This window comes from Neisseria sicca 4320 (assembly GCF_000193735.1).
Taxonomy (GTDB): domain Bacteria; phylum Pseudomonadota; class Gammaproteobacteria; order Burkholderiales; family Neisseriaceae; genus Neisseria; species Neisseria sicca_E.
This window is the reverse complement of sequence record NZ_AEPF01000107.1, coordinates 1-13492: the sequence shown is the minus strand read 5'-3', so window position 1 is coordinate 13492 and position 13492 is coordinate 1. Positions and strand designations below refer to the sequence as shown.

Sequence of the window (13492 nt, the reverse complement as noted above, 5' to 3'; positions counted from 1 at the left end):
ACTGATTTTTGTAATCGAACGGCTCCAATCCTATGAAAGACGGCACAACCCGTCAAGAAGATTTAGAGTATTATGCTTAATTCCAAACGCTGATTTTGACGCATATCAATAGAAAAAGGTCGTCTGAAAACTTCCGGCAGCATCCGTTCCGTTTTCAGACGACCTTTAGGGTTTTATTCAAGCTTTCGATCCGAACATGGTATCCAAGATTTCGCCCAATGCCGTGCGGCGGGTTTTACGGGTTTCCACCGCCATCTGCCATTGTTCTTCATTTCCCCAAAAAACGAAGCGTTCGCGTGCGCGGGTAATGGCGGTGTAGAGCAGCGCGTTATTCAAGCCTGACAGCGCGTCATCTCCACCCTGCTCTATTTTCCCCGACGGCGGCAGCAGCCAGACTTCCCGATATTCCGAACCCTGACTTTTATGCACGGTCATGGCGAACGCGGAGTCAAACTGCGGTAGGCGGCTGATGGCGATTTTTTTGAAACCGTCCGCATTCGGGAAATACGCAGCCAAGCCGTTTGCCGATTCCGCGTCGGGCATAATCAGCCCGATGTCGCCATTGAACACTTCCAGCGTATAGTCGTTGCGCGCAATCATGATGATTTGCCCCGCGAACCACGGCGTATCCGCGCCCGCCCGATGTTTGCGTTGCAGATAGCGGCAATACTCTTCGTTGAACGCTTCCGCGTCCTGCCGCCATGCTGCCAAAACGACCACATCCGCCGCGTGTCCGAACGCCAGCGCCACGTCGTTTTTATCGACTGCCTGCCAGTATTTTTCGTGTTTGCGGTAAAGCAGCTCCGCCTGCTGTTTCAGACGACCCTCGCGGATTTCTAGCTCGTCGGGGAACAAGGCAAACTGCGCCCAACCTTCCCCGCTCTTGCCCGATACGACCGCCCTTGCCAAGCAACCGATGCCGCTGTCTGCGCCGAAACGGTGGCTGACCGTCAGTTGCGCGACATTTTGCGACAAAGCCGGCGGATTTTCCTCCACGGGGAAACCATGTTCCGGCAGATAAATACTCAGCTGCTCCGCCGTATCCTTATCCAAAACCGTCCGTCTCGACAACGACGCCAATACCGCGCCGACGCCGACGGAAGGCAGTTGGAACTCGTCACCCAAAAAAATCACACGGCAGCCTGACGGAATCGCACGCAGCAAGTGAAGCAGCAAGGAAACATCCAACATCGAAGCCTCATCCACCACCAACACATCCAAAGGCAGCGGACGGTTGCCGTCAAACGCAGGCAGCATTTGCGGCGGACGCAGTTTCAAAAGGCGGTGAACCGTCTGCCCTTCCAGCGCAGACAAATGATTGCGTACCGCATCCGGCATCTCGAAACCGTCCACCGCCCGATGCAGCGCGCGCGCCATATGCGCCGCCGCCTTGCCTGTCGGAGCCGCCAGCGCGATACGCGGCAGGCGCGTGGCAGAGTTGGTGCAAATCAGCCCCAAAAGTTTTGCCACCGTCGTCGTCTTGCCCGTACCCGGCCCGCCCGTAATCAGCATAAACGTCTGAAGCAAAGCAAGCCCCGCCGCATCCCGCTGGCCTTCGCTTCCTTTATCGGCAAACCAGCAAGACAAGTTTTGCGATGCGCTCATCCAATCCACAGGCTCGACTTCCGCTTCTGCCAAACGCTCGATTTCAGCCGCCAAATCATGCTCGAGCTGCCACATCCGCCCCAAAAACAACTTTCTGCCCTGCAATACCAATGGCGACGCGCCCTGCCCGACCGTCGGCGCCAATTCCGCCAATTCCTCCGCCTCGCCCTCATCCAGCCAAACAAACGAATGCCCGTTCTGCAAAGCCGTAAATAGCCGCAGCACATACGGCGCCAGCACCGCAACATGCTCCGGTACGCAACGCTCCAGTAAACGCCCCGCTGCTTGAGCGGCGGCAAGGTTCAAATCATCGGCGGTATTCTCAGCCATCATCGTTTCCCGTATTGAAAAAAGGTCGTCTGAAAACTGAAATCCGGTTTTCAGACGACTTGTATTATATCGGACAAAACAAAAATTTCCGCGACGGCAGTCTGTCGGGACGGTTTACTTCCAGCGCAACCCCAAGTCGTCTGAAAGCCTGGCAACAGCCCAGCCGCATTTGCGGATATAATCGCCCTTCCCTGTTTTCAGACGACCCCTGCCATGCTCAGCTACCGCCACGCCTTCCATGCCGGCAACCACGCCGATATGCTCAAACATTTCACCCTGTTCCTTACGCTGGAATATTTCAATCTCAAAGACAAACCATATTGGTATATCGACACCCACAGCGGCGCGGGTTTATACGATTTGCGCGGCGAGCAGGCGCAGAAGGTCGGCGAATACCGGCAGGGGATTGCACGGCTGCTTCAAGCAGATGCGCTGCCCTCGGATTTGTCCGACTTTACCGGTCGTCTGAAAGAAATCCTGCCCGATGAAAACCTCTACTGCGGCTCGCCCTGGCTTGCCCGCTTTCTCACCAGAGAATGCGACAAACTTCGCCTGTTCGAGCTTCATCCTGCCGATTTTGCGCATTTGCAAAACAACATGAAAGAAGCCCGTCTGGGCAAACGCGGGCAAATCACGCAGGCTGACGGCTATCGCGGACTGATTTCGCTGCTTCCCCCGCCGCCGCGCCGCGCCGTGGTACTGATCGACCCGCCCTATGAAGAAAAACAGGATTACCTCCGCGTTGTCCAAACCCTGCAAGACGCGCTCAAACGTTTCGAGTCGGGCTGTTATCTGGTTTGGTATCCCTGCTTGAGCCGCGAAGAGAGCCGCAAGCTGCCGGAACAGTTGAAAAAACTCATGCCCGAAAATTACCTTCAAGCCGAGCTTTATGTCCACAAACCTCGCGAAGACGGTTTCGGTATGCACGGCAGCGGGATGTTCGTCGTCAATCCGCCCTATTTGCTGGCAAAAAAATTGGCGGATACGCTGCCCAAGCTGACGGAAATTCTGGCTCAAGATGATGCTGCGCGTTTCGTTTTAGACTATCAAATCAAATAAACCGACAAAGGTCGTCTGAAACCGGTTTCAGACGACCTTCCCCTATCGTTTTCCGCTAAAATACCCGTCTCTTTTTCCTTCCCGACCGTCTTCAATGTCCCAGCGCAAAATCATCCATATCGACATGGACGCGTTCTACGCATCGGTAGAACTGCGCGAGCAGCCGCATTTGAAAGGGCTGCCCGTGGTTATCGCGTGGGAAGGCGCGCGTTCGGTGATTTGCGCTGCATCATATGAAGCGCGGCAGTTCGGGCTGCATTCCGCGATGTCGGTGGCGACGGCGAAAAGATTGTGTCCGCAAGCGGTGTATGTGCCGCCGCATTTCGATTTGTACCGTCAGGTTTCCGCGCAGATTCACGCCGTATTCAGGCGCTATACTGATTTAATCGAACCCCTGTCGCTGGACGAAGCCTATCTTGATGTGACCCACAATTTCAAAAATATCCCCTACGCCAGCGAAGTAGCCAAAGAAATCCGCGCCGCCATTTTTGCAGAAACCGGTTTGACTGCCTCCGCAGGCATCGCGCCGAATAAATTTCTGGCGAAAATCGCTTCGGACTGGCGCAAGCCGAACGGGCAATTCGTCCTGCCGCCGCACAAAGTCATGGCTTTTTTGGAAACCCTGCCCTTGGGCAAAATCCCCGGCGTGGGCAAGGTTACGCTGAAAAAAATGCAGTCGCTGGGTATGCAGACGGCAGGCGATTTGCGCCGTTTCGAGCGTGGCGAACTTTTAAACCATTTCGGACGATACGGTTACCGCCTTTACGATTTGGCACGCGGTACGGACGAGCGCCCCGTCAAAGCCGAACGCGAACGCCTCCAAATCTCCACCGAAATCACCCTGCCCGAAGACCTGTCGCTCGAACAGGCAGCCGGACACCTGCCCCACCTTGCCGAAGACCTGTGGCAACAAATCGAGCGAAAAAACGTCGAAGCCAAAGGCGTAACCCTCAAGCTGAAAACCCATGATTTCCGCATCATCACCCGCTCCCTGACCTACTCTTCCGTCCTGCCCGACATCGACGCCCTGCTTTGCGCCGCGCAAACCCTGATGCAGCGCGTTCCACCCCAGCGCGAAGACGCCTTCCGCCTCATCGGCATAGGCGTGAACCACCTCGTGCCGAAAGACCAGCAGCAATCGCTTTGGTTATAAAGAAATAGAAAAGCATTCTTTCCCCTTCGCGCGAGACCGCCCGACAATAATGTTCCGTACAAACTTTCAGACGACTCCTTTGCCGCAAGAGAGGTCGTCTGAAAACAAAAATCAAGGAACAGCAAACCATGTCCCTCTTCCGTCCCCAGCTTTGGCGCATCCCGACAACAGGAGAAGCCGAACGGCGCCGGCTGCCCGAGTTGACCGCCACGCTCGAGAGCCGTCTCAAACACATCGCCCGCCGCTATCCGCAAGCCGTTTTCGCCTCCAGCCTCGCCGTCGAAGACATGATCGTTACCGACGCCATCTGCCGCCTGAAACTTCCCCTGCGCATCATCACCCTCAACACCGGCAAGCTCAATCCCGAAACCGTCGCCTTAATTACCGCTGTCAACGTCCGCTACCAAACCGAACTGGAAGTCTTCCACCCCAATCCCGAAAGCGCGCGGCAGTTTGAGCAGAAATTCGGCGTAACCGCCATGTACGACAGCGTCGAGCTGCGCCGCCGGTGCTGCCACATCCGCAAAATCGAGCCGCTCAACCGCGCCCTGAAAAACGCCCCTGCCTGGCTGACCGGACAACGCCGCAGCCAATCGGCAACCCGTAGCGAACTGGATTTCGAAGAAACCGACCGCAGCCGCAACATCGCCAAGTTCAATCCCATTTTCGACTGGGAAGAAAGCGACGTCTGGGCATACGCGCAAGCCTACGACGTCCCGCTCAATGCCCTGTATTTCCAAGGCTACCCGAGCATAGGCTGCGAACCCTGCACCCGCCCCGTCAAAGCAGACGAAGACATTCGCGCCGGACGCTGGTGGTGGGAAAGCAAAGACAGCAAAGAATGCGGGCTGCACAAATAAATCTTGGCAGCAAGGCAAACAGGTCGTCTGAAAAACCGAATAAAGGTTTCAGACGACCTTTTCGTACGGCAAATTTTCAAATTAACGCCGTTTCCTATTTCCTTCCATGCCACGCTGCTTTGTCCGCCAAAGCCGTATTCCCGAAATACCTTTTGTATTCGCGCGAAAATTGCGAAACGCTTTCGTAGCCGACCTGCGCGGCCGCCTGCGATGCCGGCAGTTGTTCGTTTGCGATCAGGAACCGCGCCTGCTGGAGGCGTAACTGTTTTTGATATTGTAGCGGACTGACTCCCGCCGTTTCACGAAAGCGGCTGCGGAACGACGACGGACTCATGTGCGCCCGCCCGGCCAAGTCTTCCATGGAAATGTTTTCGGCAAAATGCCGCTTCATCCATGCCATCACCCTGACGATTTTTCCGAGTGCCGTATTGTCTTTGAGCAACCCTGCCAATGCGGGGTCGGCGTGAAGCAGGCGCAAGGCGGCTTCTTGGCGGATAAGGTTTGCCAGCGGGCGCGACAGCGCGGCTTCGTCCGCCGACAGCAGCAGGCGGCGGATACAGTCCAGAAACGGCGCATCGGCACGAAAAATGCGGTAAATCTGCCCTTGCGGCGCAGATGCGGCGCTTATACCGCCCTCTTGAGCCGCCCGCAGCAGCATTTCCAAATCAAATTCGACGTTTATCCCCAAGAAAGGCTCTTGCGGGCTGCAATCGGCAACCGATGTAAACCCCGACAAATCCGCCCCGACAAAAAAGACATCGCCGACGCCGCAGCGGACGGACGCTCCCGAAAACGTGATTTCCTTGCTTCCCTGCACCGCCAACACCATGCCGAAAGGCTGCACGCAAGGCTGCGAATCGAAGCGGCTTGTGTGGCGGTAGAAACTTACGCCTTCGACCGGCGAAGCCGTTTTCCCGTCATTGCGTGCAACACTGCCGACAATTCGGGCAAGTCGCCGAAATTCTTCATCGAGCGCCAGAATACGGTTGTCCATCTCTTTTTTTCCTTGTTTCATTCTTGCCTGATTGTATCCGAATCCGGAAAAATCCATAGCCTGCCGCCGTCAGATTTGTCGGAAAAGGCAAAAGAGAAATCGCTTTAGGCAAAGTTTTGCCGCAGGAATCAGTATAATGCGTCTGTCAAATAATTGACCGTATTCCCGTTACCAGCGGCACCGCCCGCATCTGTTGACATACAATCAGGAGCTTTACATGGCTGAACTATCCAAAAAACCCGTCCCGGACAGCGCGGAACACAACGCGTTCTTTCCGTCTGAATATTCCCTGTCGCAATACACCGCCCCGAAAACCGACTACGACGGCGTGAAATTCGATAAACCCTACACCGGCGGCAAACACAAAGTCCTGATGGTCGCCACCGACGAACGCTACCTGCAAATGCAAAACGGAAAATGGTTCTCCACCGGCAACCACCCCGTCGAGACCCTGCTGCCCATGCTTCACATCCACAAAGCCGGTTTTGAAATCGACGTAGCAACGCTGTCGGGCAACCACGCCAAATTCGAAATGTGGGCGATGCCGCAGGAAGACCAAGCCGTTGTCGAAATCTACAACGAATACCTGCCTAAATTGGACAAACCCGCCAAACTCGCCGATATTCTCGACGAAGTTACCGCCACCGACTCGCCCTACATCGCCGTACTGATTCCCGGCGGACACGGCGCGTTCAACAAAATTCCAGAAAGCCGAGAAATCCAACGCTTATTGGATTGGGCGTTGGCAAACGACAAATTCGTCATCACCCTTTGCCATGGTCCTGCCGCGCTTGCTGCCGCCGCGATTGACCGCCCCGACACAGACTTCCCGTTCAAAGGCTACGAACTCTGCGCATTCCCTGACGCGCTGGACGAAGGTGCAAACATCGACATCGGCTATATACCGGGCAGATTGCCCTGGCTCCTGGCAACGCGCTTGGAACAATTGGGCGTGAAAGTGATAAACCAAGGCATCAGCGGCCAAGTCCACCAAGACCGCAAACTCCTGACCGGCGACAGCCCGCTGGCAAGCAACAAGCTGGGCATTATGGCGGCACAAGAGCTGCTCAAAGCCGTCGGTCCAGCGTGATTTTTTAAAGCATTTTAAAGCAAAGGTCGTCTGAAACCGGTTTTCAGACGACCTTTTTTATGGTCGGCTTTACTTAAATTTTTAAATCGTGGAAAACGGAAGTTTTCTATTTCAAATCATTATCAATTCCTAAAGCGACATTGTCATTCTTTAAAAATTAATTAATTTTAAATTCAGATAGTTAAGTTAATTTTTAAAAGAAGGCTTGACCCAATGATTTAATATGGCTATGGTTTAATAAAAAATAACAATAATCGACATACGCACCGCAATGTTTTTCCCCTCCTCCATACAGAAAGGATATTGCAATGCCCTGCTTGAACCTCACGTTGCCTCGTCTGACTGTCTTCCTGCTGTCCACCTTCACAGCATTCTCCGCCGCAGCACACGGCAGCCACACCCATTGGGGTTACACCGGACACGACTCCCCTGAAAGCTGGGGCGAGCTTTCTGAAGAGTTCCATTTGTGCTCCACAGGCAAAAACCAATCCCCCGTCAACATCACCGAAACCGTCTCAGGCAGACTGCCCGCCATCAAAGTCAATTACAAACCGAGCGCGGTTAACGTGGAAAACAACGGCCACACCATTCAAGTCAACTACCCCGAAGGCGGCAATACCCTCAGCATAAACGGTCGCACCTACACCCTGAAACAATTCCATTTCCACGTGCCCAGTGAAAACCAAATCAAAGGCCGCACCTTCCCGATGGAAGCCCACTTCGTCCACTTGGACGAAAACCGCCAGCCTTTGGTATTAGCAGTATTGTACGAACCCGGCAAAACCAACGACCGCCTCGCGCCTATATGGAACGTGATGCCGATGAAGGAAGGAAAGGTAAACCTCGACAAAGCTTTCAACGCCGGCACCCTGCTGCCGAAACGGTTGAAATACTACCGCTTTGCCGGTTCGCTGACCACGCCGCCGTGCAGCGAAGCCGTATCATGGCTGGTGCTGAAAAGCTATGACCACATCGATCAAGCGCAAGCAGAGAAATTCACCCGCGCCGTCGGTTCGCATAACAACCGCCCCGTCCAGCCGCTTAATGCACGCGTTGTCATCGAATAAACGGTAAAGCCGTAAACGAAAAGGTCGTCTGAAAACCTAAATTTGGTTTTTCAGACGACTCTTTTGTTCGCTCTTCATCACAATATAGTGGATTAACAAAAATCAGGACAAGACGACGAAGCCGCAGACAGTACAAATAGTACGGAACCGATTCACTTGGTGCTTCAGCACCTTAGAGAATCGTTCTCTTTGAGCTAAGGCAAGGCAACGCCGTACTGGTTTAAAGTTAATCCACTATAAAAATAGTTTTTTTAGATTTGTATTCATAAAAGGTCGTCTGAAATCGGTTTCAGACGACCTTTTATATGGAAACATTCAGATATAAATGTTGCTGCGTGTCCTTCGGATGATTGGTTCAAAAATACCCCGCCTTTTTGCGTTCTTCCATCGCTGCTTCCGACACGCGGTCGTCCATGCGCGTGGCGCTGCGTTCGGAAATGGTGGCCGCTGCGGTTTCGGCGATGATGTCTTCGGGCGTGGCGGCGGTGCTGGCTACGGGGCAGGTGCAGGAAATGTCGCCGACGGTGCGGAAGCGCACGTCGCGGATTTGGGAAACTTCGCCTTCGCGTTTCGGCGTCAGCGGGGTAACGGGGACGAGCAGTCCGCCGCGTTCGACGACTTCGCGTTTGTGACTGTAATAAATCGGCGGCAGCGCGAGGTTTTCGCGGGCGATGTATTGCCAGATGTCAAGTTCCGTCCAGTTTGAAATGGGGAAGACGCGCATGTTCTCGCCGCTAAAGAGCCGCGTATTGTAGAGCGACCAGAGTTCGGGACGTTGGCTTTTCGGGTCCCATTGTCCGAATTCGTCGCGGAACGAAAATATCCGCTCCTTCGCCCGCGCTTTTTCCTCATCACGCCGCGCGCCGCCCATCAGTGCGTCAAAGCCTTGTTCTTCAATCGTTTCCACCAGCGTAACCGCCTGCGCGGCGTTGCGCGAATCGGTTTCGCGGCGTAGGACGACCGTGCCTTTTTTGATGGAATCTTCGACGCTGCCGACCACCAGTTGCACGCCCGAGCGCGCCACGGTTTCATCGCGGAACTGAATCACTTCGGGGTAATTGTGTCCCGTATCGACGTGCAGCAGCTTGAACGGCAGCTTGAGCGGGCGGCCTTCGAGTTTGAACGCCTTGACCGCCAGCGCCAGCAAAACGACGGAATCCTTGCCGCCGGAAAACAGCAGCGCGGGATTTTTCGCTTCGGCGACGACTTCGCGGATGATGTAGACGGATTCGGCTTCGAGCCAGTCTAAGTGGTGGTTTTGAATAGACATATTGTTCTCTTTAGCAAAACTCGGATAGGCGGTACTCTAAAGAGGTCGTCTGAAAAACGGAAAGAATGGTTTGTTTGAAGCAAAGATGATTTCGTTATATTGGTGGGGTCGTCTGAAAAGGGATTGACGTTTTCAGACGACCCTTTGTTGTCGCCGCAGCTTAAGACGGCGCATATAACCAAACTCGATAAGATAAGCAAAAACCATTCTTTCCGCCGAAACGCGGGAGCTTTTAAGATGGGCGGCACGATAGCTTAATCAGAGAACACGCCATGAACCATTATCCCCTATTTGCCGATTTGAACGACCGTCCTGTCCTGCTGGCGGGTGCGGGCAAAGTGGCGGAACGCAAAGCCGAAAGTCTGTTGCAGGCAGGGGCTGCGGTCAGGGTTGTCGCCCGCGCACTCAATCCCGTTTTTCAAAAGTGGGCGGACGAAGGCAAAATCGAATGGCTGGGCAGCAAATTTCACGACGACGATTTGGACGACGTATTTTTCGCCGTCGCCGCCACCGACGATTACGCCTTCAACCGCCGCATTTTCCAAGCGGCGGAGCAGCGGGCTAAGCTCTGCAACACTGTCGATACCGCGGATTTGTGTTCCTTCACCGTCCCCGCCGTCATCGACCGCAGCCCACTCAAAATCGCCGTTTCCAGCGGCGCGACCACCCCCGTTTTGGCGCGCAAGTGGCGGCAAATCATCGAAACACTCATTCCTCTGCACACAGGTCAAATGGCGGCACTCGCCGGCAAATGGCGCAACGCGGTCAAAGCCAAAATCAAAGGCACGGCAAACCGCCGCCGTTTTTGGGAAAACCTGTTCGACAGCCGTTTTAACGCGCTCGCCGCCCAAGGCAACCTTGATGCCGCCGAAGCAGAGCTTGCCGCGCAGCTTGACGGTTTCGGCGCGGCAAAAGGCGAAGTCGTCCTTGTCGGCGCAGGTCCCGGCGACGCCGGGCTGCTCACCTTGCACGCTTTGCAGGCGATACAGGCGGCGGATGTCGTGTTCCACGATGCCTTGGTTTCAGACGACGTCTTAAGCATGGTGCGCAAAGACGCGGACAAAATCAGCGTCGGCAAACGCGCAGGCTCGCACCACGTCCAACAAGAAGAAACCAACCGCCTCCTGGTCGAATACGCCCGCCAAGGTTTGCGCGTCGTCCGGCTCAAAGGCGGCGACCCCTTCGTTTTCGGGCGCGGCGGCGAAGAAGCCCAAGTTTTGCGAGAGGCACACATCCCGTACCGCATCATCCCCGGCATCACCGCCGCACTGGGCGCGACCGCCTACGCAGGCATCCCCCTGACGCACCGCGACTGCGCCCAAAGCGCGCTCTTCATTACCGGACACAGCAAACACGACGGCCACCAACCCGACTGGCGCACGCTCGCCCTGAGCAACCAAACCCTAGTCATTTATATGGGCACGCTCAAAGCCGCCGAAACTGCCGAAAAGCTGATGGCACACGGACGCAGCGGCGACACGCCCGTCGCCATCGTCTCCAACGGCACGCTCCCGCATCAAAGCGTCGTTACCGGTCGTCTGAAAAACCTGTCCGAGCTGGCAGAAAACGCCCCGCGCCCCGCGCTGATCGTTATCGGCGAAGTCGTTTCCCTGCGCAACGAATTGAAATGGTTTCAAGAAAATCCCGCGCAAAGCCGCCTTCACACGATGCACGAACAAGCCGCCTGAAGCGTTGGTTCAAATTGTTTAAATAAACAAAAGGTCGTCTGAAACCGAAATCCGGTTTCAGACGACCTTATTCAAATCCCGATTACTTGTCTGCTTCTGCTGCTTTAAGCAAAATCTCGTACAACTCGTCTTTCAGTTTCAATTTCGCTTTTTTCAGCTCTTCAATCTCATCAGCACCGCTGGTAACAGGATTATTAACCAAACCTGTAATCTTATCGTCCAACTCATTATGCTCGTCAAACAGACGGGCGAAGTGGGCGTCTTCTTGTTTTAATTTGGAAATTAAATCGCGATATTCTGGAAACATTTTGTTTTCCTCTTTCGTTAATATGAATAAAACGGCGCAATGCCAAGAAAAGTATGTAACTGCCAGTAGTTTTATTATAACAAAGCTGCCATTTTTATCCAGCCCCTTCCCAATCAAACCCTGCATTGCATCAAATTTATCCGGCAGCCCGAAGCTGGAAAATCTGATTTGATCAGAACAGAACAAATCCGATTTCAATCATCTGAAAGACAGAGATTTGATGGATTAACGATTTCCTATTCCACAGATGATTTTTCAGACATAACCATCAAAAAGCAGATGGTTACAGGCGGTTTAAATCAGGAAAGCACCGTCTGGTTTCGACATATGGTTAGCTGAAGATGGCTGGGCCTGCGCCTCTACATCTGCTCCCTCGGCTACAGGTTTCAACACGCAGTCGCCTGAAGGCGGCTGGCGCGTCAATGCCTTGTGTCGCGTATCGTGGAAATGGTTTCAACACACAGCCGCCTGAAGGCGGCTGGAGCCTCTCTTAAAAGCCTTGCTCCATCAGGTTTCGCAGCCCCGATTTCGCTAAGCTCCCAAGAAAAGCGCGAAAGCGAGTATAACACAGCCTTTTCCGTTACACCCTCATTCGCAATATCCTGATTGTTAAAGAACAATCCCGATTCGCCAGCCCTGCCGCATTTTCATGAGAACCGAAGGTTGGCAATTCACACAATCAGCGTATCCTTAAACACATCCACTGACGGTTTTGCGCCGTGGTGTTCCACTTTGCGCCGCCATTTGCTGCCCAAATGGTAAAAGCGCAGGCTGTCGGTTTCGGGGTTGTAGGTTTTCAAAAGTTTGTCTTTTAAAACAACCCACTGGTCGGGCGCGATGTCGCATTCGAACACCGAATACTGCACGCGCACGCCGTAGTCCAAACACAATTTCGCCACGCGCCGCAGCCTTGCTTGTCCTTCCGCGTCTTCCAGCGAAATATCGTAAGTAATCAGCATCAGCATTTTGTATTCCCATGTGCAGGCTGCTTTAGAGGTCGTCTGAAAATGTCCAACCCGTTTTCAAACGACCTGCAAATCTATCTCATCAAAAACGGCGGATATTCCGCCAAATCCCCGCGTAAGTGCCGCGCCAACAGCATCGCCTGAATATACGGCAGCAGCCCGATTTCCACTTCTTCGCCCAAAAACGGATGCACGATTTTCTCCTGTTTTTTCGCCTGCAAGGCTTGGAACAAGAGCTTACGCGCATCGGCTTTCAAGCTCACCGCGCCGCTTGCCTCGGTAACAAAATCCTGCGGTTTGATTTGCCCGCGGTTAATCAGCGACAACACCAGCCTGTCTGCCCACCACGCGCGGAATTCTTCTAAAATATCCTGCGCCAAACTGTCGCGCCCCGGTCGGTCGGCGTGCAGAAAGCCCACCTGCGGATCCAGCCTCACGCCTTGCAGCGCGCCGCTGATGTCCTTGCCCAACAGCCTGAGACCTTTGCAAAAAAGCCCTTCCTTCGACAGCCGGAACCCAAACACAGGTTTTCGGCTATTTCCCTCCCCAAATACCTCCTGATTTTACCCAAATACCCCCTTAATCCTCCCCGGATACTCGATAATCAGGCATCCGGACCGCCTTTTAGGCGGCAACAGACACACTTAGCCTGTTAGCCGCTTTCAACAGGTTCAAACACATCGCCTTCAGATGGCTTTGCGCACTCACTTTGAGCAGACCAAAATAGGCTGCCCGGGCGTAGCGGAACTTGCGGTGCAGCGTCCCAAAGCTTTGTTCGACCACATAACGGGTCTTCGACAAATATCGGTTGCGTTTGGTTTGCACTTCCGTCAGCGGACGGTTGCGGTGGGCTTTGCGCATAATGCCGTCCAGCAACTGATGCTCTTTCAGATGTTGCCGGTTTTCCGCACTGTCGTAGCCTTTATCGGCATAGACGGTCGTACCTTCGGCAATGCCCTCCAACAAAGGCAACAGGTGGTTGCACTCATGGGTATTGGCGGGGGTGATGTGCAGTTTCTCGATATAGCCTTCCTCATCGGTACGGGTATGTTGTTTGTAACCGAGTTTGTAGAGGCCGTTTTTCTTTGTCCAACGGGCATCTTT

At 54.1% G+C, this 13492-nt stretch carries 13 protein-coding genes and 1 pseudogene; 6 read left to right on the top strand and 8 right to left on the bottom strand.

Annotated elements, in window-relative coordinates; genetic code table 11:
• Positions 1 to 177 precede the first annotated feature (177 nt).
• Both recD and NSCA4_RS15570 read right to left on the bottom strand, forming a co-directional pair.
• Entirely contained in the window at positions 178 to 1935 is a 1758-nt protein-coding gene (gene recD, locus NSCA4_RS0109425; protein ID WP_016687897.1) for an exodeoxyribonuclease V subunit alpha, read from the bottom strand.
• A gap of 114 nt (positions 1936 to 2049) precedes the next feature.
• Complete coding sequence (locus NSCA4_RS15570) at positions 2050 to 2205, bottom strand: hypothetical protein (RefSeq protein WP_176621484.1); 156 nt, start codon at positions 2203 to 2205, stop codon at positions 2050 to 2052.
• On the opposite strand from NSCA4_RS15570, the gene NSCA4_RS0109420 reads away from it, so the two are divergent.
• The 3 genes from NSCA4_RS0109420 (at position 2149) to NSCA4_RS0109410 (ending at position 5007) form a co-directional block, all read left to right on the top strand.
• Positions 2149 to 2994: a 23S rRNA (adenine(2030)-N(6))-methyltransferase RlmJ gene (locus NSCA4_RS0109420; protein ID WP_016687896.1), complete on the top strand. Its 846-nt coding sequence runs from the start codon at positions 2149 to 2151 to the stop codon at positions 2992 to 2994. The two genes, NSCA4_RS15570 and NSCA4_RS0109420, sit on opposite strands and share 57 nt — an antisense overlap.
• Positions 2995 to 3088: 94 nt before the next feature.
• Positions 3089 to 4147, top strand: a complete 1059-nt coding sequence (gene dinB / locus NSCA4_RS0109415) for a DNA polymerase IV (RefSeq protein WP_016687895.1) — start codon at positions 3089 to 3091, stop codon at positions 4145 to 4147.
• 128 nt (positions 4148 to 4275) lie between these two features.
• Positions 4276 to 5007 (top strand): phosphoadenylyl-sulfate reductase, encoded by a 732-nt coding sequence (locus tag NSCA4_RS0109410; RefSeq protein WP_016687894.1) that lies wholly within the window; start codon positions 4276 to 4278, stop codon positions 5005 to 5007.
• Positions 5008 to 5101: 94 nt separating this feature from the next.
• Here the strand turns inward: NSCA4_RS0109410 and NSCA4_RS13360 are convergent, their stop codons facing one another.
• Positions 5102 to 6001, bottom strand: a complete 900-nt coding sequence (locus NSCA4_RS13360) for a helix-turn-helix transcriptional regulator (RefSeq protein WP_016687893.1) — start codon at positions 5999 to 6001, stop codon at positions 5102 to 5104.
• A gap of 217 nt (positions 6002 to 6218) precedes the next feature.
• On the opposite strand from NSCA4_RS13360, the gene hchA reads away from it, so the two are divergent.
• Together hchA and cah are read left to right on the top strand one after the other, a co-directional pair.
• Entirely contained in the window at positions 6219 to 7091 is an 873-nt protein-coding gene (gene hchA, locus NSCA4_RS0109400; protein WP_016687892.1) for a glyoxalase III HchA, read from the top strand.
• A 308-nt stretch (positions 7092 to 7399) separates the two neighbouring features.
• Positions 7400 to 8158 carry a carbonic anhydrase gene (gene cah / locus NSCA4_RS0109395; RefSeq protein ID WP_016687891.1) on the top strand — a complete coding sequence of 253 codons (759 nt, stop codon included), beginning with the start codon at positions 7400 to 7402 and terminating at the stop codon, positions 8156 to 8158.
• Between the two features lie 355 nt (positions 8159 to 8513).
• Here cah and cysD read toward each other — a convergent pair whose 3' ends face one another.
• Positions 8514 to 9428 carry a sulfate adenylyltransferase subunit CysD gene (gene cysD / locus NSCA4_RS0109390; protein WP_016687890.1) on the bottom strand — a complete coding sequence of 305 codons (915 nt, stop codon included), beginning with the start codon at positions 9426 to 9428 and terminating at the stop codon, positions 8514 to 8516.
• 272 nt (positions 9429 to 9700) lie between these two features.
• Between cysD and cysG the strand changes: the two genes are divergently transcribed.
• Positions 9701 to 11116 carry a siroheme synthase CysG gene (gene cysG, locus NSCA4_RS0109385; RefSeq protein ID WP_016687889.1) on the top strand — a complete coding sequence of 472 codons (1416 nt, stop codon included), beginning with the start codon at positions 9701 to 9703 and terminating at the stop codon, positions 11114 to 11116.
• Between the two features lie 82 nt (positions 11117 to 11198).
• On the opposite strand, the gene NSCA4_RS0109380 is transcribed toward cysG, so the two are convergent.
• From NSCA4_RS0109380 to NSCA4_RS0109365, 4 genes and pseudogenes are all read right to left on the bottom strand, one after another.
• Positions 11199 to 11423 (bottom strand): HP1242/YdcH family protein, encoded by a 225-nt coding sequence (locus NSCA4_RS0109380; protein WP_029609710.1) that lies wholly within the window; start codon positions 11421 to 11423, stop codon positions 11199 to 11201.
• Between the two features lie 671 nt (positions 11424 to 12094).
• Positions 12095 to 12388 carry a CRISPR-associated endonuclease Cas2 gene (gene cas2 / locus NSCA4_RS0109375; protein WP_016687887.1) on the bottom strand — a complete coding sequence of 98 codons (294 nt, stop codon included), beginning with the start codon at positions 12386 to 12388 and terminating at the stop codon, positions 12095 to 12097.
• A 74-nt stretch (positions 12389 to 12462) separates the two neighbouring features.
• Positions 12463 to 12942 (bottom strand): annotated as a pseudogene (gene cas1 / locus NSCA4_RS13080) (CRISPR-associated endonuclease Cas1); the annotation flags it as partial.
• A gap of 70 nt (positions 12943 to 13012) precedes the next feature.
• Positions 13013 to 13492, bottom strand: a 480-nt coding sequence (locus NSCA4_RS0109365) for an IS5 family transposase (RefSeq protein ID WP_016687885.1), incomplete at its 5' end; no start/stop codon positions are given.

Bases quoted from the DNA above. Each gene is read 5' to 3' on its own strand.
- NSCA4_RS0109380 (WP_029609710.1), bottom strand. From the start codon at position 11,423: ATGTTTCCAGAATATCGCGATTTAATTTCCAAATTAAAACAAGAAGAC.
- recD (WP_016687897.1), bottom strand. From the start codon at position 1,935: ATGGCTGAGAATACCGCCGATGATTTGAACCTTGCCGCCGCTCAAGCA.
- NSCA4_RS0109420 (WP_016687896.1), top strand. From the start codon at position 2,149: ATGCTCAGCTACCGCCACGCCTTCCATGCCGGCAACCACGCCGATATG.
- NSCA4_RS13360 (WP_016687893.1), bottom strand. From the start codon at position 6,001: ATGGACAACCGTATTCTGGCGCTCGATGAAGAATTTCGGCGACTTGCC.
- NSCA4_RS0109410 (WP_016687894.1), top strand. From the start codon at position 4,276: ATGTCCCTCTTCCGTCCCCAGCTTTGGCGCATCCCGACAACAGGAGAA.
- cysG (WP_016687889.1), top strand. From the start codon at position 9,701: ATGAACCATTATCCCCTATTTGCCGATTTGAACGACCGTCCTGTCCTG.
- cysD (WP_016687890.1), bottom strand. From the start codon at position 9,428: ATGTCTATTCAAAACCACCACTTAGACTGGCTCGAAGCCGAATCCGTC.
- NSCA4_RS15570 (WP_176621484.1), bottom strand. From the start codon at position 2,205: ATGTTTGAGCATATCGGCGTGGTTGCCGGCATGGAAGGCGTGGCGGTA.
- cas2 (WP_016687887.1), bottom strand. From the start codon at position 12,388: ATGCTGATGCTGATTACTTACGATATTTCGCTGGAAGACGCGGAAGGA.
- hchA (WP_016687892.1), top strand. From the start codon at position 6,219: ATGGCTGAACTATCCAAAAAACCCGTCCCGGACAGCGCGGAACACAAC.
- dinB (WP_016687895.1), top strand. From the start codon at position 3,089: ATGTCCCAGCGCAAAATCATCCATATCGACATGGACGCGTTCTACGCA.
- cah (WP_016687891.1), top strand. From the start codon at position 7,400: ATGCCCTGCTTGAACCTCACGTTGCCTCGTCTGACTGTCTTCCTGCTG.